This is a genomic window from Streptomyces sp. DSM 40750 (genome assembly GCF_024612035.1).
Classification (GTDB): Bacteria; Actinomycetota; Actinomycetes; order Streptomycetales; family Streptomycetaceae; genus Streptomyces.
The window spans coordinates 10,248,607-10,269,456 of sequence record NZ_CP102513.1 but is presented as its reverse complement, the minus strand read 5'-3'; the positions used below and the strand labels follow the sequence as shown (position 1 = coordinate 10,269,456).

The window sequence follows — 20,850 nt, the reverse complement described above, 5'->3', positions numbered from 1 at the left end:
CGGCTGCGGGTTGTTCGTGGCTGGTCGCGCAGTTCCCCGCGCCCCTGAAGGGGCGCGACCCCGATCGAGGCATAAGCTCGGCGGATGGCCAAGTACTACGACGTGCACCCCGACAACCCCCAGCCGCGTGCCATCGGGCAGGTGGCCGACAGCATTCGTCAGGGTGGGCTCATCGCGTATCCCACGGACTCCTGCTTCGCGCTGGGGTGCCAGCTGGGCAGTCGTGACGGCATCGAGCGGATCCGTTCGATCCGGCAGCTCGACGACCGTCACCACTTCACCCTGGTGTGCGAGAACTTCGCGCAGCTGGGCCAGTTCGTGCACGTCGACAACGACGTGTTCCGCGCCGTGAAGGCGTCGACGCCGGGCAGTTACACCTTCATCCTCCCCGCGACCAGGGAGGTGCCCCGCAAGCTCCTCCACCCCAAGAAGCGAACCGTCGGCGTGCGCATCCCCGACCATCGCGTGGCCCAGGCGCTGCTCACGGAACTCGGCGAACCGCTTGTCTCCAGCACGCTGCTGCTGCCCGACGAGGAGGAGCCGCTGACGCAGGGCTGGGAGATCAAGGAGCGCCTGGACTACCTGGTCGACGCGGTGGTGGACTCCGGGGACTGCGGCACGGAACCGACGACCGTCATCGACTTCTCCAGTGGCGAGGCCGAGATCATCCGCAAGGGAGCGGGCGACACCTCACGGTTCGAATGACCCGTGACGGTGGCCGGGCTCAGGTCTGCCGCAGCGGCTCGTACGCCTCGGCGCTCAGGCCGAACGTCCAGGCCACTCCCTCCCGGGCCGTGGTCGTCGTGGGCGGCACCCGCAGCCAGTAGGTGCGGCTCGTGCCGTCCGGCTCCGGTGTGGAGTTGACGACCTCCACCATCACCACGTCCTCGTCGCCGGGCAGGGCTGTCCGCCACAGCACCCCCGTCTCGTCGCGGTGCACCGGCTGCGCTCCGGACTGCTCCAGGTAGCGGTCGTAGCCGTAGTACTCGAGCATCACGCGGCGCAGCTCGGCGTTCTCCTCCGCCCGGATCCGCTCGGGGGTCAACGAGTCCAGGCGGTCGAGGAATTCGCCTGGCACGGGCAGCCCGCGCCAGGCGTGCAGGGCGAAGCCGTCGGCGTAGGCGAGCGCGGGCCCGTCGCCGCGGTCGAGGCGGCCCGCCTCGTCGCGGTGCAGTTCCACGGGCCGTTCGGCGACGACAGCGACGTTCTCGTACGGCCACCACCAGCCCGCCGTGCGGGCCACCTCGGTGAGCCCGTCGAGACCGGGGGCGGCGTCGAAGGCGCACAGCCAGGCCACGTCGTGCTGGCCCAGGACCGCGTCCAGGAGGAGGAGCCGGATACGGGTCTCCTCCTTGCGGTCGGCGAGGGCCAGGGCTTCGACGATGCCGGTGCGGACGCGGTCGATGAGCGGCTGGGTCGTCTCCCAGAGGTCGGCGCCCGTCGCACGCCAGTGGTCACTCCAGCCGGTGGGGCCCAGCAGGGTGTGCAGCCGGTCCCGTGCGGCGGCGACGGCTCTGTTGCGGACGGCGTCGCGGACGCTCGCCCCGGTCGGCGGCAGCGCCTCGCCGTCCTCCGCCGGTGTTCCCGACAACAGGCGTACCGCCTCCAGGGGCGAGCGGGCCCACACGATCCGCTCGGGCTCCCGCAGCCCCGCCCGCCGGTAGGCGAGCCGTACGCCCGCCTCGGCCCGCGGCCGGTCACCCGCTCCGGTGGCCGCCGCCACCGCCCGCCAACTCGCCTGTTCCGTCACGCCGTTCCTCCTGGATCTCGATGCCTGTCCCACCGGCCGCCGTACGCCACGACCGCCGTCCCCTCGCGTCCGCGTGCCCTCCCGCCGGTGGCGGCACGCGACCGCTTCATCGCCTGTCGCGTCAGTCGGCGACGATTCGGATCGAGCCCGGTACGTACTCGCGCTGCCGTATGACCCGGTACCAGCCCTTGGGCAGGGAGATGGCCGCGTGCTCCTCGTGGACGACGCGGGCGCCCTCCGGCACGTGCAGCAGCATCGGTCCGAAGACGCTCGCCTCGCGGACGAGGCGGCCGGGGCCGACCACGGCGTGTGCGTGGCCGGTGACCTCGCCGAGGGCGAGGACGAGCCGGCCGCGCCCGTCGCGCGGTTCCGACGTGGCGTCGAGCGCGGTGGCGGGCACGGCGCTCTCGGCCAACGGCACGATGAGCACGTCTCCTTGCCGGTACATGGGTCTCCCTCCCGTCGGGCACTCGCTGTGCCACGGAAAGGACGGTAGAGGCAGGCACTGACAACCGGCCCGCGCAGGCTGTTCGTCGGGCCGCGCGCCACTGTTCGTCCACAGGACGGGGGTCCGCCGCACACGATGTCGGTGGGGCTTGGTAGAACTCCGGTACCCGGCGGCGCTGTGTGCGCTTCGGGTGCGCAACGGGCGGACCGTGCACGGACTCGGCTGCCGCCCACGGACAGGGAACGAAGGGGCGGGGCGCACATGACCATCGGGAGCCATCTGGAGGAGTTCCACGACCTGCCGGTCCACCGCTTCCCCAAGTCGGTGAAGGGCCCGGAGGGCGCCGCGCACCTGCCCGCCCCCGAGTCGGTGGCCTGGAGCATCGCCGTGGACTCGTACGACAGCGAGGAGGCGTGGGAGGACGCGTTCGCCCGGTTCCTCGCCTCCGTCGACACCACCAAGGTGCGGGCGCTGGTCGTGGGTGCCTGGAGCGACGCGTACGACAACGGCCCCGAGGACCTGATCGAGGCCCTGGTGGCGGCGGAGGACCGGCTGCCCGCGCTGCGCGCGCTGTTCCTCGGCGACATCGTGATGGAGGAGTGCGAGATCTCCTGGATCAACCAGGGCGATGTGAGCCCGCTGCTGAACGCCTTCACCGCACTGGAGGAGTTCGGCGTGCGCGGCGGCCAGGGGCTCGTCTTCCCCGCCGTGCGTCACGAGCGGCTGCGGACGCTGACGATCGAGACCGGCGGCATGCCCGTCGACGCGGTCCGGGGTGTCGCGGAGAGCGACCTGCCGGCCCTCGTCCATCTCGACCTGTGGCTGGGAACCTCCGAGTACGGCGGCGACTCCGAGGTGGCGGACCTGGCGCCGATCCTCGCGGGCACCCGGCTGCCGGCCCTCAAGCACCTGGCGCTGCGCAACAGCGAGATGCAGGACGACATCTGTGCGGCGCTCGCCTCCGCCCCGGTGGTGGCCCGTCTCGACGTCCTCGACGTGTCGATGGGTGTCCTCACCGACGACGGCGCGACCGCGCTGCTCACGGGCCAGCCGCTCACCCACCTCACCACGCTGGACCTGCACCACAACTACCTCAGCCCGGCGATGAGCGACCGTCTCCGGGACTCCCTGGAGGCCGAGGGGGTCCAGGTCGACGTCGACGCCGACGACGCCGAGTCGGACGAGGAGGAGGACGGCACGGTCTGGCGCTTCGTCGCGGTCGGCGAGTGAGCGCATAGGACCCGGGCCCACAGAGGCGTGGGCCCGGGTCCGGCAGTACCGCGACGGGTCGTACGGCGTCGTGGGGCGACGGGGGTTCGAGGTGAGGGGGTCGGTGTGTCCGGTCGGACCGGAACAGCGGGTGCGGCGGGTGCGGGGCCCGGCCCGTACAGGTGGGTGGTCGTCGGGAACGGGGAGAACCGGCGGGTCGGGCTGTTCCTCGCGGCGGCCGAGGCGGCCGGTGCCGGCACGCCGCGTGTCGTCGAGTGGCGGGACGTGCTGCGCGACGGCGGCCACGAGTTCGCCGCCGACGAGATCGTACGGCTGGACTCGCCGGGCGAGAACGCCGAGGTGGACCGGCTGCTGCGGGGTGTCGACGATCCGACGCGGGTGGAGGGCTCGGCCACCTGGTACGCCCGGTTCCTGGCCGCCGTGGGCTCGTTGCGGGGCGGGGTGCGGCTGGACGATCCGGCGGATCTGGCGGTGCTGTTCGACAAGCGGCTGTGCCATGCCCGGCTCGACGCGGCGGGGGTGCAGGTGCCCCCGTCGCCCACCTCGGGCGACGCGCTGCCGGTGCGCGGCTGGGACGACGTACGGGCGGCGATGCGGGAGCACGGCATGCCGCGCGTCTTCGTGAAGCCGGCCCACGGGTCCTCCGCGTCCGGTGTGCTGGCCGTCGAGTCGGCGATCAACGGGCGGATCAGGGCCACCACCTCGGTGGAGGTGGCCGCCGACGGGCGGTCGCACATCCCGCCGCGGCTGCACAACTCGCTGCGGGTCCGGCGCTACACGGACGAGCGGGAGATCGCCGGCATCGTCGACGCCCTCGCGGTCGACGGTCTGCACATCGAACGCTGGCTGCCGAAGGCGTCCGCGCACGGCAGGTCCGCCGACCTGCGGGTCGTGGTCGTGGCGGGCCGGGCCACGCACGCGGTCGTCCGCACCAGCCGTTTCCCCATGACCAATCTCCATCTCGGCGGGGCTCGGGGCGATCTGGCCTCGGTGGTCGACGCGGCGGGCGACCGCTGGCGGCAGGCGCTCGACATCTGCGAGCGGGCCGCCGCCTGCTTCCCGGACACGCTGTGCGTCGGGGTGGACCTGCTGCCGGCGATCGGCTGGCGCCGGTTCGCCGTCGGCGAGGTCAACGCGTTCGGCGATCTGCTGCCCCGGCTGACCGGACTGCCGGGCGGCCCGGCGGAGGGCCTGGACACCTATGCGGCGCAGCTCGCGGCGGTGCGGAGCGCGACGCTCCCGGCGCCCTCGCACCACCCCCAGGCAAGGAAGGACCATGCACCCCTCTGACACGGCCGACCCGGCCCACCGGCCCACCGAGGCCACGCAGGCACCCGACATGAACGAGGTGGTGGGCCGCGACGATCTGCTGCTGCTCACGCTCGACACCCTGCGGTACGACGTGGCCGTGCGGCTCACGGCGGAGGGCCGGCTGCCGAATCTCGCCGCCCGCCTTCCGGGTGGTACCTGGGAGAAGCGGCACGCGCCCGGCAGCTTCACCTACGCCTCGCACCAGGCGATGTTCGCGGGTTTCCTGCCGACCCCGGCGGCCCCCGGGCCGCACCCGCGGCTCTTCGCGGGCCGGTTCGCCGGCAGTGAGACGACCGCGGGGCGGACCTTCGTCTTCGACAGCCCCGACCTGGTGTCGGCGCTCGCCGAACACGGCTATCGCACGGTGTGCATCGGCGGTGTCGGGTTCTTCAACAAGCAGGGGGCGCTCGGCAGCGTCCTGCCGGGCCTGTTCCAGGAGAGCCACTGGGAGCCGGGGTTCTCCGTGGCGTCGCCGACGTCCTTCGAGTCCCAGGTGGCCCGCGCCGAGCGGGTCGTGGCCGGACTGCCCGCCGAGCGGCGGCTGTTCCTCTTCCTCAACGCCTCGGCGCTGCACCAGCCCAACTGGTTCCATCTGCCGGGCGCCACCCGCGAGGCCGGCGACAGCCTGGTCACGCACGCGGCGGCCCTGGAGTACATCGACCGGCACATCGGACGGCTCTTCGCGGCGATGAGCTCGCGGCGCCGCTGCTTCGCCGTCGTCTGCTCCGACCACGGGACCACGTACGGCGAGGACGGATACACCGGACACCGGCTCGGCCACGAGGCCGTGTGGACCGTCCCCTACAGCCACTTCTTCCTGGAGCCGTCCGTATGACCCTCACAGCCGCCACCGCTGTCGCCACCGCTCACCCACCGACGCGGCCGTACCAGCACTACGTGTACGCCTACCCGCACAAGACGGCCTACCGGAAGCTGCCGGACAACCCGCTCCTCGCCGACCTGTGGGCCGCGGAGTCCAGGCAGGCCCTGTCGCTGTACGCGCACATACCGTTCTGCGAGGTCCGCTGCGGTTTCTGCAACCTCTTCACCCGGATCGGCGCGCCGGACGGGCTGGCCGGCCGCTATCTCGACGCCCTCGAACGGCAGGCGATCGCGGTGCGGGAGGCGCTCGGGGACGCGGCGCCGGTGCGGTTCGCGAACGCCGCGTTCGGCGGTGGCACGCCCACCTATCTGGAGGCCGCCGAGCTGGAGCGGCTGTGCGACATCGCCGAGCGGCACATGGGCGCGGACCTGCGGGCGATCCCGCTGTCGGTCGAGGCCTCCCCCGCCACGGCGACGGCCGACCGGCTGGCCGTCCTGGCCGAGCGGGGCACCACACGGCTGAGCCTCGGCGTGCAGAGTTTCGTGGAGGAGGAGGCGCGTGCGGCCGTACGACCGCAGCGGCGCTCCGACGTGGAGGCGGCGCTGTCGCGCATCCGCGACACCGGCGTTCCGGTCCTCAACATCGATCTGATCTACGGCATCGACGGGCAGACGGCGGCCAGTTGGCGGCTGTCCCTGGACGCCGCCCTCGCCTGGCGGCCCGAGGAGATCTACCTCTATCCGCTGTACGTAAGGCCGTTGACGGGCCTGGGCCGCAACGCCGATCCGACGATCGCGGACCGTGACTGGGACGAGACGCGGCTGCGCCGCTACCGCGAGGGCCGCGACCATCTGCTCGCGCACGGCTACGAGCAGGTCTCCATGCGGATGTTCCGCCGCGCGGACGCGCCCCCACAGGGCCCGGACGACCACGCCTGCCAGACGGACGGCATGATCGGCCTGGGCTGCGGGGCCCGTTCGTACACCTCGAAGCTGCACTACTCCTTCGACTACGCGGTCGCCATGCGGGAGATCCGCGGCATCATCGACGACTACACCGCCACCGAGGACTTCAGCCGGGCCGTGCACGGCCGTGAGGTCGACGAGGACGAGGCGCGGCGTCGCCATCTGCTGCAGTCGCTGCTCCAGGCGCGGGGGTTGCCGGTGGCGGAGTACCGGCGCCGGTTCGGGTCCGACCCGTACGCGGACTTCCCGGGGGAGCTGGAGCGGCTGGCCTCGCGCGGCTGGCTGGCGGAGGCGGGCGCCGGGCTGCTGAAGCTCTCCGCCGAGGGACTGGCCCACTCGGACGCCATCGGTCCCGACTTCTTCTCCCCCGCCGTAAAAGCGGCGATGGCCGAGTACGAGCTGAAGTGACGGGGACCATGGACCTGACCATCCTCTATCGCGGCCCCCTCGCCTCCTGCGACTACGACTGCCCCTACTGCCCGTTCGCCAAGCGCCGCGACTCCACGGACCGGCTGCGGGCCGACCGCGCGGCCCTGGACCGTTTCACCACCTGGGCGCGGGCGCAGACCGGCGACCGGCTGTCGGTGCTCTTCACACCGTGGGGCGAGGGGCTGGTGCGCTCCTGGTACCGGCGTGCGCTCGTCGACCTCTCCCACGAGCCGCACATCGACCGGGTGGCGATCCAGACGAACCTCAGCTGCCGCACGGAGTGGCTTGCGGAGGCCGACCCGGACACGGTGGCCCTGTGGTGCACCTACCACCCCGGGCAGACCCCCTACGAGCGGTTCCTGGACAAGACCCGCCGACTGGCCGGGACGGGGATCCGCTTCAGCGTGGGGATCGTCGGTCTTCCCGAACATCTGGAACACGCCCGCCGGCTGCGCGGGGAGCTGCCGGGGCAGGTGTATCTGTGGGTGAACGCCGCCGAGGGGCACACGTACACGGACGAAGAGGCGTCGCTGTGGGGCGAGTTGGACCCCTTGTTCCACTTCAGCCGCCATCCGCACCGCTCGGCGGGGAGCGCGTGCCGTACGGGCTCGACCGTCGTGTCCGTGGACGGCGAGGGAACGGTACGGCGCTGCCACTTCGTCAAGGCCGAACTCGGCAACCTCTACGACGGTTCCTTCCGCGCGGCGCTCGCACCCCGCCCGTGCCCCCTGGCCGTCTGCGACTGCCACATCGGGTACGTCCACCTCGAAACGCTCCCCCTGTACGACGTCTTCGCGGGCGGCGTCCTGGAACGCGTACCGACGGAGGAGGCCCGACGCGGACTGCCACGGCCGGTGCGCATCGGGCGTAGTTTGTGAGCGGACGGCAGTCGAGGGGGTTCCCGTGGTGCGCTTCGAGCACCAAGTGGCAGACCGCGAGCGCGAGTTCGGGCCCGACCACCCCGCCATCCGGCACGTCGGGGCCTGCCGGCTCACGTACGAGGCGGCTGAAGAAGAGAACCCGGAACCAGGAAGCGAGTCCTTCATGACCTCAGCGGTCAACAGCGGCGTGTGGATACGTCGTTACCGGCCCGCGCCCGAAGCGGCGGTCCGGCTGCTGTGTCTGCCGCACGCGGGCGGCTCGGCGAGCTACTACCACCCCATGGCGCAGGCCCTCGCCCCCTCCGTCGATGTGCTGGCCGCGCAGTATCCGGGGCGTCAGGACCGCTATGCCGAGCCGCCGCCGGAGAGCATCCGTGAGCTGGTCGAGCGGATCACCGAGGCCGTCACCGGGGACGACGACCGTCCGCTCGCCGTCTTCGGGCACAGCATGGGCGCCGTGGTCGCCTACGAGGTGGCGCTGCGGCTGGAGGCGGCCGACCGCGCCCCGGTCCGGCTCTTCGTGTCGGGGCGGCGCGCCCCCTCCACGGACCGGGACGGCAGGGAACTGCACAAGGCGAGCGACGCCGATCTCCTCAAGGCCGTACGCCTGCTGAACGGCACCGACGGCCAGGTCTTCGAGGACGAGGAGCTGGTGCGGCTCGTGCTGCCGGCGCTGCGCGGCGACTACAAGGCCCTGGAGACGTACGAACCGCGCCCCGGCGACCGGCTGACCTGCCCGGTCACCGTCCTCACCGGCGACGAGGACCCGGTGACCCCGGTGGCGGACGCGCGTGCCTGGACGGGCCACACCGACGGGCCGAGCGAGCTGTGCGTGTTCCCCGGCGGCCACTTCTACCTCAACGACCGGCCGCAGGACGTCGTCGACGTCGTACGGCGGCACCTGGGGCTGTAGCCCACGGAAAGGCCCGGGGCCGCCCGTGCCGACGCACCGCCCGGCCCCGCCGCAGTGCCGTCAGACCCGCCAGCTGTAGCGCCGCTCCGGCCGCCCCGCCACCCCGTAGCGCAGGGAGACGTCCGCGCTGCCGATGCCGTGGAAGTACTCCAGGTAGCGGCGGGCGCTCACGCGGGAGATGCCGGTGAGGGTGGCGCACTCGGTGGCGGAGAGGCTGCCGTCGGTGCCGCGGAGGGTGCCTTCGATCAGCTCGGCGGTCTCGACGCTCATGCCCTTGGGCAGGGCGCCGGCCGCCGTGGCGGGTGCGGCGGCTCCGGCCAGGACGCGGTCGACGTCGGCCTGGCCGCGTACGACGGTGGTGAGCAGGCGGCCGCGCTGGGCGGCGTACCGCTGCAACCGGGAGCGCAGCTCCTCGAACTCGAAGGGCTTGAGGAGGTAGTCGACGACGCCGTGGCGGACCGCGCCGCGTACGGAGTCGGCCTCGCGGGCGGCGCTGATGACCATGACGTCGCAGTCGTGGCCGGCGGTGCGCAGCCGGGGTATGACGTCGAGGCCGAAGCCGTCGGGGAGGTAGAGGTCCAGCAGGACCAGGTCGGGGCGCAGCTCGTCGACGGCCGCGACCGCCTGTTCGCCGGTGCTGGCGACACCGACGACGCGGAACGGCTCGACGCGTTCGACGAAGGTGCGGTGGACCCGGGCCACCATGAAGTCGTCGTCGACCACGAGCACGTCGATCGGGCCGGGCTCTCTGCTCGTGCCGGTCATGGTGTCGCTCCTTCCGCCACCGCGTCGGTGAGGTGGCTGACGGTCATACGGGCGGTGAACATGGCACCGTCGGGGGTGTTGGTCACCGAGATCTCACCGCCGTGCCGTTCGCAGACAAGGCGGGTGAGGGCCAGGCCGATGCCGCGTTCGCCTTCCCTCGCGGCCTTGGTGGTGAAGCCGTGGGAGAAGACTTCGCGGGCGAGTTCGGGGGCCACGCCGGGGCCCGAGTCGCGGACGACGATCTCCACGCTGGAGGCGTCCTGGCGCAGCTCCACCTCGACCCAGGCCTCGCGGTCGTCGGCGCCGCCCCAGGGTTCGTGGCCGTCGGACGCAGTCGTGGTGGCGGCCGCGTCCACCGCGTTGTCGACGAGATTACCGACCACGGTCGCCACGTCGGCGGCGTCCTCCGGGGCTAGCCGGTCCAGTGCCGTGCTGTCCGAGATCCGCAGGGTGACCCGGCGTTCGGCGGCGAGGGACGTCTTCGCCATGAGCAGGGCGGCGACGGCGGTGTCGCGGACGCGGCGGCTGAGGGTGACGTCGAGGGAGTGGCGGTGTCGGCTCAGCGCACGGATGTAGTGGACGACCTCGTCCTGTTCGCCGATCTGGATGAGCCCGGAGATGGTGTGCAGCTGGTTGGCGAACTCGTGCGCCTGGGCCCGCAGCAGTTCGGAGGAGCTGCGGAAGGAGCCGATCTCCCGTTCCAGACGGGCCAGCTCGGTGCGGTCCCGCAGGGTGGTGACCGAGCCGAGGTGGCGGCCGTCCTTGGTGACGGTCATCCGGTTCATGACCAGGACCCGGCCCCGGCGTATGACGACCTCGTCGCGCCGGTCGGCCGAGGCGTCCCGGGAGCCGGTGCCTCCCTCGCGGGGGCCGGCCGCGCCCTCGCGAGAGCCCGTCCCGCCCTCGCGCGAGCCGCCCGGTTCCTGCGCTCCGACCAGCACGTCCCTCAGCCGTCCCTCGACGCCCAGATCGGCCAGGCTCTTGCCGACGCAGTCCTCGGGCAGGTCGAGCAGACGCCGTCCCATCTCGTTGACGAGAGTGAGCCGGTGGTGCGGGTCCAGGGCGATCACGCCCTCGGCGATGCCGTACAGCATGGCCTCGCGGTGTTCGGCGAGGCCCGCGATCTCGTGCGGCTCCAGGCCGAGGGTCTGCCGTTTCACGCGGCGGGCCAGCAGCCAGGAGCCGACGAGGCCGAGGCCGCTGGCGATGCCGAGGTAGGCGAGGAGGTAGGAGGAGGCGCCGCTGAGGCGCTGCCATACGGTCGGGGAGGCCTCACCGATCATCACCGTGCCCAGGAGCCGGCCGAGGTTCGCCTCCGTTTCGCCGAGGACGGGCACCTGGGCGACGAGCTCATGGCTGCCGTCCAGGGTCAGTGCGCCGGACCAGCCGCGGCCCGCGGCGGCGCCCTCGCCGACCGGCATCGGGTCGCCGATCACCGTGGGGTCGGTGGAGCTGACGATCCGGCCGTCGGCGTCGGCGACCGTGACCGAGGTCACCCCGGACTGGGTCTGGGTGGAGTTCACCAGGGGTGCCAGCGCCTCGTGCGCGACAGGCTGCGTGAGCCGGTCGCGCACGAGGGGATTGGCGGCCAGCTGCTCGGCGAGCGCGGTGACGCGGCGGCCCTCGACCCGGTTGAAGGTCGCGGCGGACTGGGTGAGCGAGACCGCGGCGACAGCCAGCAGCACCACCACGACGATGGCGAGCTGGAGAACCAGCATCTCGCCTGCGAGGGTATGGCGACGGAACTCGGCGACCACGGCGGACTCATCTCTCGTGCCGACACGGCATTCGGGGCGGCTCAGGCGCCGGCTGTGCGGTGGGTCGCACAATCATGGCGCCCAGGTGCGGTCAGGGAAAGAGAGGTGTGGAGGGCGTGCTCATAAGGTGACAGGCACCGTGACCACAACGACCACAACCTCCGTTGCTTCCGCAAGTGAGGCAGGCCCGCCCCCCGCAGGCACGCTGTGTCCCAGGTCACTCTTCGTCCTCGACACAACCGACAGGTGGTGGCATTCGTGCATCTGCGCACCCCCCTCGCCCTGCTCGGGGCCGCTGTGCTCGTGCTCGTGGGACCACCGTTGCTGACCACCGGCAGCGGCAGCGAGACCGGCACGCACATCCCGGGACTGCGCTTCATGGTGCCGAACACGCCGGGCGGCGGCTACGACATCACGGCCCGGACGGCCGCGAAGAACGCCGAGGACGCCGGGCTCACCCACAACATCGAGGTCTTCAACCTACCCGGCGCCGGCGGCACCGTCGGCCTGAGCCGGCTGGTGAGCGAGCACGGCAACGGCAAGCTCGCGATGTCCATGGGTCTCGGCGTCGTGGGTGCCGTCCGCTCCAACGACGCCCCGAAGACCCTCGCCGACACCACCCCGATCGCCCGCCTCACCGAGGAGCAGGACGTCGTGGTGGTCGGCAAGGACTCGCCGTACAAGACGATCGACGATCTCATCGGGGCGTGGAAGGACGCCCCCGGCAAGCTTCCCGTGGGCGGCGGGTCGGCGCCGGGCGGGCCCGACCACCTCGCGCCGATGCTGATGGCGCAGGCCACCGGGATCGCGCCGAAAGACGTCAACTACATCCCCTTCGACGGCGGCGGCGAGCTGCTCGCCTCGATCCTCGGCAACAAGGTCGCCTTCGGGGTGTCCGGGGTCGGCGAGTACCTGGACCAGATCAAGGCGGGCGAGCTGCGGCTGCTCGCGGTGACCGGCCCGGAGCGGGTGGCCGGGCTGGACGCGCCGACCCTCCAGGAGGCGGGCTACGACGTGAACTTCACCAACTGGCGCGGCATCGTCGCCCCGCCCGGTCTCACCGAGGCCGAGCGCGACAAGCTCACCCTGCTGATCGAGGAGCTGCACGACTCACCGGAGTGGCAGCAGTCGATGAAGCAGAACGGCTGGGACGACGCCTTCCTCACCGGTGACGAGTTCGGCGACTTCCTGGACGCCCAGGACAAGCGCGTGGTGTCGGTTCTGAAGGAGCTCGGGCTGTGACGACGGAGACCACCGACACTCCCCCGGCGCCCGCCGCCGAGCGCCGCTCCTGGCTGCGCGACCACTCCGAGCTGGGTGTCTGCGTCCTGCTGCTGGCCCTCGGCGTCCTGGTCCTGACCGACACGCTCACCATGGACGTCGACATCGCGCAACGCGGTCCCGTCGGCCCGAAGACCGTCCCGATCGTCGTCGGCGCCGGCCTGCTGCTGATCGCCGCGCTGCTCGCCGTGGACGTGTTGCGCGGCGGGACAGGGGTGCCGCGCGAAGCGCGTCTTGCCGGGGTGGTGGTCGGGCGACGGGCGGGACAGGCCGGGACCGACGAGGACATCGACCTGTCCGAGCCCGCCGACTGGCGCACGGTGCTGCTGCTCGCCGGGGTGTTCCTCGGCGCGGCCGTCCTGATCGAACCGCTCGGCTTCCCCATCGCGGGTGCCCTCCTCTTCTGGGGCGCGGCCTTCGTCCTCGGCAGCCGGCGTCCAGACCGCGACCCGCTCATCGCGGCCGTCATCTCCCTGGTCACGTACGCCGTCTTCAACAACCTGCTCGGGGTGCCGCTGCCCGGGGGCCCGCTGATGGGAGTGCTCTGACATGGACGCCCTCAGCTCCCTCCTCGACGGCTTCGGCACGGCCCTGACCCCGATCAACATGCTGTGGGCCGCGATCGGTGTCCTGCTGGGCACGGCGATCGGCGTCCTGCCGGGCATCGGGCCCGCCATGGCGGTCGCGCTGCTGCTGCCGGTGACGTACGGGCTGAACCCCGTCGGCGCGTTCATCATGTTCGCGGGCATCTACTACGGCGCGATGTTCGGCGGTTCCACCACCTCGATCCTCCTCAACACCCCCGGTGAGAGCGCGGCCGTGGTCGCGGCCATGGAGGGCAACCCGATGGCCAGGTCGGGGCGCGGCGCGCAGGCGCTGGCGGCGGCCGCCATCGGGCACTTCGCGGGCGGCGTGGTCGGCACGATCCTGCTGGTGGCGCTGGCTCCGACGGTCGCCGGGCTGGCCGTGGACATCGGCGCTCCGGACTACTTCGCGATCATGGTGCTGGCGTTCATCGCCGTGACGTCCGTCCTGGGCTCGTCCCGCATCCGGGGGCTCGCCTCCTTGCTGATCGGCCTGACGATCGGCCTGGTGGGCCTGGACCGGATAACCGGCCAGCAGCGTCTGACCTTCGGTTCACTGCACCTGGCCGACGGCATCGACGTGGTGATCGTCGCGGTCGGACTCTTCGCCATCGGCGAGGCCCTGTGGGTCGCCGCCCATCTGCGACGCGGTCCGCCGGAGCCGATCCCGGTGGGCAGGCCATGGCTCGGCCGCTCCGATGTGAAGCGGACCTGGAAGTCGTGGATGCGCGGCCCGCTCATCGGGTTCCCGTTGGGCGCGATCCCGGCGGGCGGCGCCGAGATCCCCACGTTCCTGTCGTACGTCACCGAGAAGCGGATGTCGAAGCACAAGGACGAGTGGGGCGAGGGCGCGATCGAGGGGGTGGCGGGACCGGAGTCGGCGGCGGCGGCCTCGGCGGCGGGCACCCTCGTCTCCCTGCTGACCCTCGGCCTGCCCACCACAGCGGTCGCGGCGGTCATGCTGGCCGCGTTCCAGCAGTACGGCATCCAGCCGGGCCCGCTGCTCTTCGAACGCGAGCCGGACCTGGTGTGGGGCCTGATCGCCTCGCTCTTCGTCGGCATGGTGCTGCTGCTCGCGCTCAACCTGCCGCTGGCCCCGCTGTGGGCGAGGCTCCTGCGGATCCCGCGGCCGTATCTTTACGCGGGGATCCTGTTCTTCGCGGCGGTCGGCGCGTACGCGGTCGGCGGTGAAGTGATCGATCTGGTGATCCTGCTGATCATCGGCCTGATCGGGTTCGGTATGCGCCGCTACGGGCTGCCGGTGCTGCCCGCCGTCATCGGTGTCATCCTCGGCCCGAACGCCGAGCGGCAGCTGCGGCGCGCCCTGCAGATCAGCGACGGCAGCGTCACCGGCCTGGTGAACACGCCGTTCGCGGTGACGGTGTACGTGATCATCGCCGTGCTGCTGGCCTGGCCGCTGCTGAAGCGGCTGGTGACCCGCGCCCGCGACCGCACGCCCGCCGCGACCCGATGAGCCGGGCGCCTGCGAGCCGCGGCACCCCGCTCAACTGGCGCCGCGCTCCGCTTCTTCGTGCAGGAACGCGCTGATCTGCCCGGCGAGGCCCTCCCGGCCCGTGCCGCCCGCCGGGTCGAGGAGGTCCTCGTCGACGCCGATGCCGCCGGACCACAGATACCGCTCGGTCCACTCCTCGTCGGCCCGCAGCTGGACCTGGATGTCGAACTGGGTGAGGTGGGCCTCGGTGGCGGCGGCGTACAGCACGGCGGTGGCGCGGCGCAGGGGGTAGAGGTCGAAGCCCTCGATGAACCGGGAGTTGCGCCAGTCGAGGAAGGCGCTCTCACCGTCGGGGCCCATGCGGATGTCGAGCTGGCCGTCCTCCAGGTGGAGGCCGAGGTGCTCGGTGCCGCGGTTCTCCACGGTCACCCGGAACCGGAAGTACGTCAGGCCCTCGGCGGCGTCGTCGCGCCCCCGTGGAGGTTCCGCGCACTCCACGCCGTGGACGCGCACGCGCAGGCCGGCCAGATCGCCGTCGTACTCCTGCCAGTCCCCGATCACGTTGGGCTCGCGCACCGTCCACCTCTCGACATCGGCGGGACATCTCCCGCGTTCGCGCGCACCACAGTGCCACACCCGTCAGACGTCCGGGTTCGGGACATTACCGCCGGTCAGACGTGATCAAGCCGTGTGCAGCGGCGATTCCCGGGAGGGGCTCGCGATGGGGGTCCCCGACGTGCCGCACATCACGTTCACGGCCCTCTGTGCGGGTATGTGGCGGCCGACTTGCCGATTCCCCGCGCGGGCGTCGGCGCCGTACGCTACGTTCGATCACCGCCGGTTACCCCACCATCGGCGAGGTCGCGTGCAGGGAAGGTTCTGGAGCGTCGTATGGGCAACTTCGGCACTGCTCCACCGACGGACCCGGTCATGACCGCCGGGCTGGCCGATTCGCTCTTCGAGACGGCGTACCGTGATCCCGCGCTGCCGCAGATCGCACGCCGCGACAGCACCGACCCGGGCACCTGGACGCGGGTGAGCGCGGCCGAGGCGCGGGACGAAGTGGTCGATCTGGCCAAGGGGTTGATCGCGTCCGGGATCCGGCCGGGCAACCGGGTGGCCGTGATGGCGCGGACCCGTTACGAGTGGACGGTTCTCGCGGTCGCGCTGTGGTCCGTGGGCGCCGAGATCGTGCCGATCTATCCGACGTCGTCGCGCGACCAGATCGAGTGGATCCTGCGGGACGCGGCCTGTGTGGGCGTGGTGGTCGAGGACGAGCCGGGTGTGATGACGGTCGGCTCGGTGTGCGCCAAGCTCCCGCTGCTGCGCCACGTCTGGCAGTTGGACGCCCACTCCCTGCCGCAACTCGTCGAGGCGGGCCGTGAGGTACCGGACGCGACGGTGGACTCGCTGCGCCGCATCGTCATGCCGGACTCCACCGCGGTGATCGCGTACACGTCCGGCACGACCGGCCACCCCCGGGGCTGCGCGCTCTCCCATCGCAGCCTCGCCAGCCCCTGCGACATCCTGCTCGCCGGGTGGCGGCACACCGCCGCCGCGCCCGGCGAACAGCCGGCGATCCTCGCCTTCCTGCCGTTCTCGCACGTCTACGGCCTCATGATCCAGGGGATGTGTCTGCGCGGCGGGCTGCTCCTCGCGCACGAGCCCGAGTTGACCGAGGAGGCGCTCTCCTCCGCGCTGCGGTCGTTCCGTCCGACATTCCTCTTCGGTGTCCCCTACGTCTTCGAGAAGATCTACAAGAACTTCCTGCGCAAGGCCCAACAGGCGGGCCGGGGCCCACTGTTCGAGCGCGCGGTGCGCACCGCCCAGGACTACGCTCTCGCCGCCGAACGGCAGCGGCTGGACACCGGGCCCGGCCCCGCCATGGACCTGAAGCTGCAACACGCCTTCTACGAGAAGGCGGTGTACCGCAAGCTGCGCGCGGCCCTCGGCGGCCGGGTGCGCGGCGGCTGTTCCGGCGGCTCGCCCCTCAACCGCGACCTCACGCTCTTCTACGCCGGAATCGGCATCCTCGTCCACGACGGCTACGGCCTCACCGAGACCGCCGGCGGCATCACCGCCCAGCCGGTGGGCAGGGAGAAGTTCGGCACCGTGGGCCGTCCGCTGCCGGGCACGGAGATCCGGGTGGCGCGGGACGGGGAGATCCTGGTCAACGGGCCGTCGGTGTTCCAGGGGTACGTCAACGACGAGGCGGGCACCCGGGACGCCCTCCAGGACGGCTGGCTGGCCACGGGCGACATCGGGCGGCTGGACTCCGAGGGTTATCTGTCGATCACCGGCCGCAAGAAGGAGATCATCATCACCAGCGGGGGCAAGGGCGTGGCCCCGGCGCCGCTGGAGGAGCAGCTGCGGATGCATCCGCTGATCCACCAGGCGGTGGTCGTGGGCGACAACCAGCCCTGCGTGGGTGCCCTGATCACCCTGGACCCGGAGTTCCTGACCCACTGGCGGGGGTCGCTGTCCGCGCCGGGCGAGCTGCTGGGCCGGGAGGCGCGGGAGGAGAACGCGCTGCGGCAGGAGGTGCTGCGTGCGATCGCCGGCGCCAACAGCACGGTGTCGCGCTCGGAGTCGATCCGCGTCTTCCGTATCCTGCCCGAGCCGTTCGACCTGGCCAACGGCATGCTGACCCCGTCGATGAAGCTGCGCCGGGACACCATCGTGCAGCGGTACGAGGCCGAGATCGAGGCGATGTACGCGACCTCAGCGCGGGCGGCCCGCCGGACCCCGCCGGAGGAGATCGCGAGCTGGGACGACTCCGACTCCGACGATGTGTTCCGCCGCGTCCGGCCCTGACGACGACATTCCTCACGGTCGGCCCCGCTGACCACTACGCTGCCGCGGACTTCGAATGTTCGAGCAGGGGGACTGTCAGTGGCACGCATGGGGCCGAGGAAGTTGCTGACCACGGTGGTGGCACTGGGCGGCGGAGTGTTCCTCCTCGGGGCGGCTGTGCTCCGGCTGGAGACCCAACTGACCGGTGTGTCGGGGCAGTCATCGCGGCGCGGTGCGAGGTGTCCGAGTCGCGCGGCGACGACGAGTGGAAGTGCGGCGGGTCCTTCCGCGCCGACGACCGCTCGTTCGTCCTCCCGGAGGTGGAGGTGGACACGACGTTCGCGACGAAGCCCACCGGGCCGGTGGCCGTCTTTGTGGACGACGAGTCGTCGACCACGGCGGTCGAGCGGGACACGAGCGTGTGACTGTACCCGGGCGCGACCGGGCTGCTGTGCCTGGGCGTGGGCGTGGGCGCGTGGAACGTCCGGTCGGCGGTCGGGCGCTCGAAGGAGGAGCCGGCCGCACCGGTTCCCGCCTGACCAGGTGGACCGGCCCCTGACCGACGGGCCTGACCACGGACCTGACCACGGGCCGGCCCTCCGACCGACGGGCCTGACCACGGGCCAGCCCTCCGACCGACGGGCCTGACCACGGGCCAGCCCTCCGACCGACCGGCCCCCGACCGACGGGCCTGACCACGGCTGGCCGCTCGTCCTACGGGCTTGACCACAGGTCGGGCGGCCGGTTGACGAAAGGGTCCTCCGGATGCGGAGATGCTCCAGGCAGCAGTGGGAAACCGCGTGCCCGCGAGCACTCCGCACCACCGTGAGACGAAGGCAGAGGACCCATGGCACTGCAGATCAGCGCCACCAACCCGGAACACCCCGCGCTGCTGCTCGAACTGCCGTGGCACCTGCCGCTGGAGGAGTGGCCCGAGCACCACCTCGTGCCGCTCCCCCGCGGTATCTCCCGCCACGTGGTGCGCTACGCCCGCGCCGGCGACGAGGTCGTCGCCGTCAAGGAACTCGCCGAGCGGCCCGCCCTGCGCGAGTACGAGCTGCTCCGCGACCTGGACCGGCTCGGCATCCCCGCCGTGGACGCCCTGGGCGTGGTCACCGGCCGCACCGACGACGCGGGCGACCCCCTGGAGCCGGTGCTGATCACCCGGCACCTGGGCGGTTCGATGCCGTACCGCTCGATGTTCGAGACGACCATGCGTCCGGCCACCATGCACCGCCTGATGGACGCGCTCGCCGTCCTGCTGGTGCGGCTGCACCTCGCCGGGTTCGCGTGGGGCGACTGCTCGCTGTCCAACACGCTGTTCCGGCGGGACGCGGGCGCGTACGCCGCGTATCTGGTGGACGCCGAGACGGGCGATCTGCATCCGCAACTGAGCAGCGGGCAACGCGAGTACGACCTTGATCTCGCCCGGGTCAACATCAGCGGCGAGCTGCTGGACCTGGAGGCGTCCGGGGCGCTGCACCCCTCGGTGGACCCGATCGACTTCGGCAACGAGATCTGCTCCCGCTACCACACGCTGTGGGAGGAGCTGACGCGCAGGTCGGTGTATCCGGCCGGGAAGTACCACTACATCGAGCGCCGGATCCGCCGCCTCAACGACCTCGGTTTCGACGTCGCCGAGATGCAGATCGAGCACTCCACCAACGGTGACACGGTGACCTTCGTGCCCAAGGTCGTCGACGCGGGTCACCACCAGCGCCAGCTGCTGCGGCTGACCGGTCTGGACACCGAGGAGAACCAGGCCCGGCGGCTCCTGAACGACCTGGAGAGCTGGATGGCCACCCAGGACGACTACGCCCCGGGCGATCCCCTCGGCGCCCGCCCCGAGGTCCTGGCCCACCGCTGGGTGCGGGAGGTGTTCCGCCCGACCGTGCGGGCCGTCCCGCTGGAACTGCGCGGCTCGATGGACGCGGCGGAGATCTACCACCAGCTCCTCGAACACCGCTGGTACCTGTCCGAGCGGGCCCAGCACGACATCGGCCTGGACACGGCGGTGAAGGACTACACCGACAACGTCCTGCCGAAGGCCCTGGCCCTGCTGCCGCCGTCGGTGGACGACGTCACCCCCATGTGAGCCGCCGGGACCCGGGTCACTCGTGCGGGACCACGGCCACCGGGCAGTGCGCGTGGTGCAGGACGCCGTGGGCCACCGAGCCGATACGGGCGCCGACAGCAGTACGGTGGGCGCGGCGCCCGACGACCATCAGCTGGGCCCGCTGGGCCACGGACAGCAGGACCTGCCCGGCGCTGCCCATCTCGACGTGCTGGGTCACCGGCACCTCGGGGAACCGCTCCCGCCACGGCTCCAGCGCGGCGGCCAGCGCCTTCTTCTCGTACGGCTCCAGGCCGCCCGCCTCGTCGAGGAGCTTCAGCGAGCCGGGGCTGTACGCGTACAGCGGCGGCAGCGTCCATGCCCGGACCGCCCGCAGGGACGCCCCGCGGGCCGCGGCCGTCTCGAACGCGAACCGCAGGACGTCCGCGCTGTCCTCCGGAGTGCCCTGCTGCCCCACGACGACCTCGCGCCCCGCGGCCTCCCCGGCCGGGCTGTCCTCGGCGCGGACGAGGACGACGGGACGCGGCGACTCGACGATCACCTGCTGTCCGACGGAGCCGAGGAGGAAGCCGACGAGCGTGCCGTGCCCGCGCGAGCCGAGCACCAGCGTCCCGGCGTGCTCCGCGGCGGCCACAAGGGAGTCGACCGGCGAGCCCTCCACCAGTTCCGTCGTCACCTCCAGCTCCGGGTGCCGCTCGGCGACGCTCCGCGCCGCCTCCGCGAGCGCCTCCCGGGCCCACTGCGCCTGTCCGTCCCGGTCCACGGTGATCGCCTCGTGCGGCTCCCACCGCCACGCGTGCACCACCCGCAGCGCCAGGCCCCGGCGTACGGCCTCCCGGCCGGCCCACGCCAGCGCGGCGAGGCTCTCGGTCGTACCGTCCACTGCGGCGGTGATCGGGCGCGTCGTCATCGGTCACCTCTCTGTGTCACGTCATGGCTGATGGGCCCAGTCTTCACTACTCTCGCCGTATGGCCTTGGAGTGGGAGCAAGTGATGGTGGACTCGGCCGATCCGGCGGCCCTGGGCCGCTGGTGGGCGGAGGCGCTGGGGTGGGTGGTGGTCAACGACTCTCCCGAGGAGTACGAGATCCGTCCGGCCCCCGACCGCCTTCCCGGCCTCCTGTTCGCGCCCGTCCCGGAGGCCAAGACCGTCAAGAACCGCCTGCACCTCGACTTCCGCCCCGTCGATCAGGAGGCGGAGGTCACCCGTCTCCTCGCCCTCGGAGCCCGGCACGCGGACGTCGGACAGAGTGGCGACGAGCCGTGGGTCGTGCTCGCGGACCCGGAGGGCAACGAGTTCTGCGTACTCGGCCCGCGCAGAAGCTGAAGCCTCCGCAGGGGCCCCCGGGCCTGCGGCTCTCCGGAAACCGAGCGAACCCGAACGGTCGAACATA

At 72.1% G+C, this 20,850-nt stretch carries 20 protein-coding genes; 14 read left to right on the top strand and 6 right to left on the bottom strand.

Annotated features, from left to right (window positions below):
- Window positions 1–84: 84 nt before the first annotated feature.
- Window positions 85–705 carry an L-threonylcarbamoyladenylate synthase gene (locus tag JIX55_RS44990; RefSeq protein WP_257568981.1) on the top strand — a complete coding sequence of 207 codons (621 nt, stop codon included), beginning with the start codon at window positions 85–87 and terminating at the stop codon, window positions 703–705.
- Between the two features lie 19 nt (window positions 706–724).
- Here JIX55_RS44990 and JIX55_RS44985 read toward each other — a convergent pair whose 3' ends face one another.
- Together JIX55_RS44985 and JIX55_RS44980 are read right to left on the bottom strand one after the other, a co-directional pair.
- Window positions 725–1,750, bottom strand: a complete 1,026-nt coding sequence (locus JIX55_RS44985; RefSeq protein WP_257568980.1) for a DUF6745 domain-containing protein — start codon at window positions 1,748–1,750, stop codon at window positions 725–727.
- 121 nt (window positions 1,751–1,871) lie between these two features.
- On the bottom strand, window positions 1,872–2,198 hold the full coding sequence (locus tag JIX55_RS44980; RefSeq protein WP_257568979.1) for a hypothetical protein: 327 nt from the start codon (window positions 2,196–2,198) through the stop codon (window positions 1,872–1,874).
- A 261-nt stretch (window positions 2,199–2,459) separates the two neighbouring features.
- Here JIX55_RS44980 and JIX55_RS44975 point away from each other — a divergent pair, with 261 nt between their 5' ends.
- The 6 genes from JIX55_RS44975 (at window position 2,460) to JIX55_RS44950 (ending at window position 8,750) form a co-directional block, all read left to right on the top strand.
- The gene (locus tag JIX55_RS44975) at window positions 2,460–3,428 is read left to right on the top strand and encodes an STM4015 family protein (RefSeq protein ID WP_257568978.1); all 969 of its coding nucleotides are present in this window, start codon (window positions 2,460–2,462) and stop codon (window positions 3,426–3,428) included.
- A gap of 105 nt (window positions 3,429–3,533) precedes the next feature.
- Window positions 3,534–4,718: an STM4014 family protein gene (locus JIX55_RS44970; protein ID WP_257568977.1), complete on the top strand. Its 1,185-nt coding sequence runs from the start codon at window positions 3,534–3,536 to the stop codon at window positions 4,716–4,718.
- A gap of 49 nt (window positions 4,719–4,767) precedes the next feature.
- The gene (locus JIX55_RS44965) at window positions 4,768–5,574 is read left to right on the top strand and encodes an STM4013/SEN3800 family hydrolase (protein ID WP_257569707.1); all 807 of its coding nucleotides are present in this window, start codon (window positions 4,768–4,770) and stop codon (window positions 5,572–5,574) included.
- Window positions 5,571–6,935 (top strand): STM4012 family radical SAM protein, encoded by a 1,365-nt coding sequence (locus tag JIX55_RS44960; RefSeq protein WP_257568976.1) that lies wholly within the window; start codon window positions 5,571–5,573, stop codon window positions 6,933–6,935. Before JIX55_RS44965 ends, JIX55_RS44960 begins: the two co-directional genes overlap by 4 nt.
- Before the next feature lie 8 nt (window positions 6,936–6,943).
- A complete protein-coding gene (locus JIX55_RS44955) occupies window positions 6,944–7,834 on the top strand; it encodes an STM4011 family radical SAM protein (RefSeq protein ID WP_257568975.1) in 891 nt (296 codons plus the stop codon).
- A 166-nt stretch (window positions 7,835–8,000) separates the two neighbouring features.
- Window positions 8,001–8,750: a thioesterase II family protein gene (locus tag JIX55_RS44950; RefSeq protein ID WP_306820137.1), complete on the top strand. Its 750-nt coding sequence runs from the start codon at window positions 8,001–8,003 to the stop codon at window positions 8,748–8,750.
- A 60-nt stretch (window positions 8,751–8,810) separates the two neighbouring features.
- Here the strand turns inward: JIX55_RS44950 and JIX55_RS44945 are convergent, their stop codons facing one another.
- Window positions 8,811–9,515, bottom strand: a complete 705-nt coding sequence (locus tag JIX55_RS44945; RefSeq protein WP_257568974.1) for a response regulator — start codon at window positions 9,513–9,515, stop codon at window positions 8,811–8,813.
- On the bottom strand, window positions 9,512–11,233 hold the full coding sequence (locus JIX55_RS44940; protein WP_257568973.1) for a sensor histidine kinase: 1,722 nt from the start codon (window positions 11,231–11,233) through the stop codon (window positions 9,512–9,514). Before JIX55_RS44940 ends, JIX55_RS44945 begins: the two co-directional genes overlap by 4 nt.
- A gap of 297 nt (window positions 11,234–11,530) precedes the next feature.
- Here JIX55_RS44940 and JIX55_RS44935 point away from each other — a divergent pair, with 297 nt between their 5' ends.
- Genes JIX55_RS44935 through JIX55_RS44925 form a run of 3 tightly spaced genes read left to right on the top strand, consistent with a single transcriptional unit; the run spans window position 11,531 to window position 14,611 of the window.
- On the top strand, window positions 11,531–12,514 hold the full coding sequence (locus JIX55_RS44935) for a Bug family tripartite tricarboxylate transporter substrate binding protein (protein ID WP_257569705.1): 984 nt from the start codon (window positions 11,531–11,533) through the stop codon (window positions 12,512–12,514).
- Window positions 12,511–13,101, top strand: a complete 591-nt coding sequence (locus JIX55_RS44930) for a tripartite tricarboxylate transporter TctB family protein (protein ID WP_257568972.1) — start codon at window positions 12,511–12,513, stop codon at window positions 13,099–13,101. Before JIX55_RS44935 ends, JIX55_RS44930 begins: the two co-directional genes overlap by 4 nt.
- A 1-nt stretch (window position 13,102) precedes the next feature.
- Window positions 13,103–14,611, top strand: a complete 1,509-nt coding sequence (locus JIX55_RS44925; protein ID WP_257568971.1) for a tripartite tricarboxylate transporter permease — start codon at window positions 13,103–13,105, stop codon at window positions 14,609–14,611.
- Window positions 14,612–14,641: 30 nt separating this feature from the next.
- Here JIX55_RS44925 and JIX55_RS44920 read toward each other — a convergent pair whose 3' ends face one another.
- The gene (locus JIX55_RS44920) at window positions 14,642–15,166 is read right to left on the bottom strand and encodes a hypothetical protein (RefSeq protein ID WP_257568970.1); all 525 of its coding nucleotides are present in this window, start codon (window positions 15,164–15,166) and stop codon (window positions 14,642–14,644) included.
- Window positions 15,167–15,481: 315 nt separating this feature from the next.
- Between JIX55_RS44920 and JIX55_RS44915 the strand changes: the two genes are divergently transcribed.
- The 3 genes from JIX55_RS44915 to JIX55_RS44905 all read left to right on the top strand — a co-directional run bounded on the left by JIX55_RS44915 (window position 15,482) and on the right by JIX55_RS44905 (window position 19,478).
- Window positions 15,482–17,404 carry an AMP-dependent synthetase/ligase gene (locus JIX55_RS44915; protein WP_257568969.1) on the top strand — a complete coding sequence of 641 codons (1,923 nt, stop codon included), beginning with the start codon at window positions 15,482–15,484 and terminating at the stop codon, window positions 17,402–17,404.
- Between the two features lie 218 nt (window positions 17,405–17,622).
- Complete coding sequence (locus tag JIX55_RS44910; protein ID WP_257568968.1) at window positions 17,623–17,808, top strand: hypothetical protein; 186 nt, start codon at window positions 17,623–17,625, stop codon at window positions 17,806–17,808.
- 422 nt (window positions 17,809–18,230) lie between these two features.
- Entirely contained in the window at window positions 18,231–19,478 is a 1,248-nt protein-coding gene (locus tag JIX55_RS44905; protein WP_257568967.1) for a DUF4032 domain-containing protein, read from the top strand.
- A 16-nt stretch (window positions 19,479–19,494) separates the two neighbouring features.
- Here JIX55_RS44905 and JIX55_RS44900 read toward each other — a convergent pair whose 3' ends face one another.
- The gene (locus JIX55_RS44900; protein ID WP_257568966.1) at window positions 19,495–20,367 is read right to left on the bottom strand and encodes a universal stress protein; all 873 of its coding nucleotides are present in this window, start codon (window positions 20,365–20,367) and stop codon (window positions 19,495–19,497) included.
- A 59-nt stretch (window positions 20,368–20,426) separates the two neighbouring features.
- On the opposite strand from JIX55_RS44900, the gene JIX55_RS44895 reads away from it, so the two are divergent.
- Complete coding sequence (locus JIX55_RS44895; RefSeq protein ID WP_257568965.1) at window positions 20,427–20,783, top strand: VOC family protein; 357 nt, start codon at window positions 20,427–20,429, stop codon at window positions 20,781–20,783.
- The last annotated feature ends 67 nt before the right edge of the window (window positions 20,784–20,850 follow it).

What these genes read in the sequence shown, in the direction of transcription:
- JIX55_RS44990 (WP_257568981.1), top strand. Translation starts at nt 85, where the DNA reads ATGGCCAAGTACTACGACGTGCACCCCGACAACCCCCAGCCGCGTGCC.
- JIX55_RS44980 (WP_257568979.1), bottom strand. Translation starts at nt 2,198, where the DNA reads ATGTACCGGCAAGGAGACGTGCTCATCGTGCCGTTGGCCGAGAGCGCC.
- JIX55_RS44975 (WP_257568978.1), top strand. Translation starts at nt 2,460, where the DNA reads ATGACCATCGGGAGCCATCTGGAGGAGTTCCACGACCTGCCGGTCCAC.
- JIX55_RS44965 (WP_257569707.1), top strand. Translation starts at nt 4,768, where the DNA reads ATGAACGAGGTGGTGGGCCGCGACGATCTGCTGCTGCTCACGCTCGAC.
- JIX55_RS44960 (WP_257568976.1), top strand. Translation starts at nt 5,571, where the DNA reads ATGACCCTCACAGCCGCCACCGCTGTCGCCACCGCTCACCCACCGACG.
- JIX55_RS44955 (WP_257568975.1), top strand. Translation starts at nt 6,944, where the DNA reads ATGGACCTGACCATCCTCTATCGCGGCCCCCTCGCCTCCTGCGACTAC.
- JIX55_RS44950 (WP_306820137.1), top strand. Translation starts at nt 8,001, where the DNA reads ATGACCTCAGCGGTCAACAGCGGCGTGTGGATACGTCGTTACCGGCCC.
- JIX55_RS44945 (WP_257568974.1), bottom strand. Translation starts at nt 9,515, where the DNA reads ATGACCGGCACGAGCAGAGAGCCCGGCCCGATCGACGTGCTCGTGGTC.
- JIX55_RS44940 (WP_257568973.1), bottom strand. Translation starts at nt 11,233, where the DNA reads ATGCTGGTTCTCCAGCTCGCCATCGTCGTGGTGGTGCTGCTGGCTGTC.
- JIX55_RS44925 (WP_257568971.1), top strand. Translation starts at nt 13,103, where the DNA reads ATGGACGCCCTCAGCTCCCTCCTCGACGGCTTCGGCACGGCCCTGACC.
- JIX55_RS44915 (WP_257568969.1), top strand. Translation starts at nt 15,482, where the DNA reads ATGGGCAACTTCGGCACTGCTCCACCGACGGACCCGGTCATGACCGCC.
- JIX55_RS44905 (WP_257568967.1), top strand. Translation starts at nt 18,231, where the DNA reads ATGGCACTGCAGATCAGCGCCACCAACCCGGAACACCCCGCGCTGCTG.
- JIX55_RS44900 (WP_257568966.1), bottom strand. Translation starts at nt 20,367, where the DNA reads ATGACGACGCGCCCGATCACCGCCGCAGTGGACGGTACGACCGAGAGC.
- JIX55_RS44895 (WP_257568965.1), top strand. Translation starts at nt 20,427, where the DNA reads ATGGCCTTGGAGTGGGAGCAAGTGATGGTGGACTCGGCCGATCCGGCG.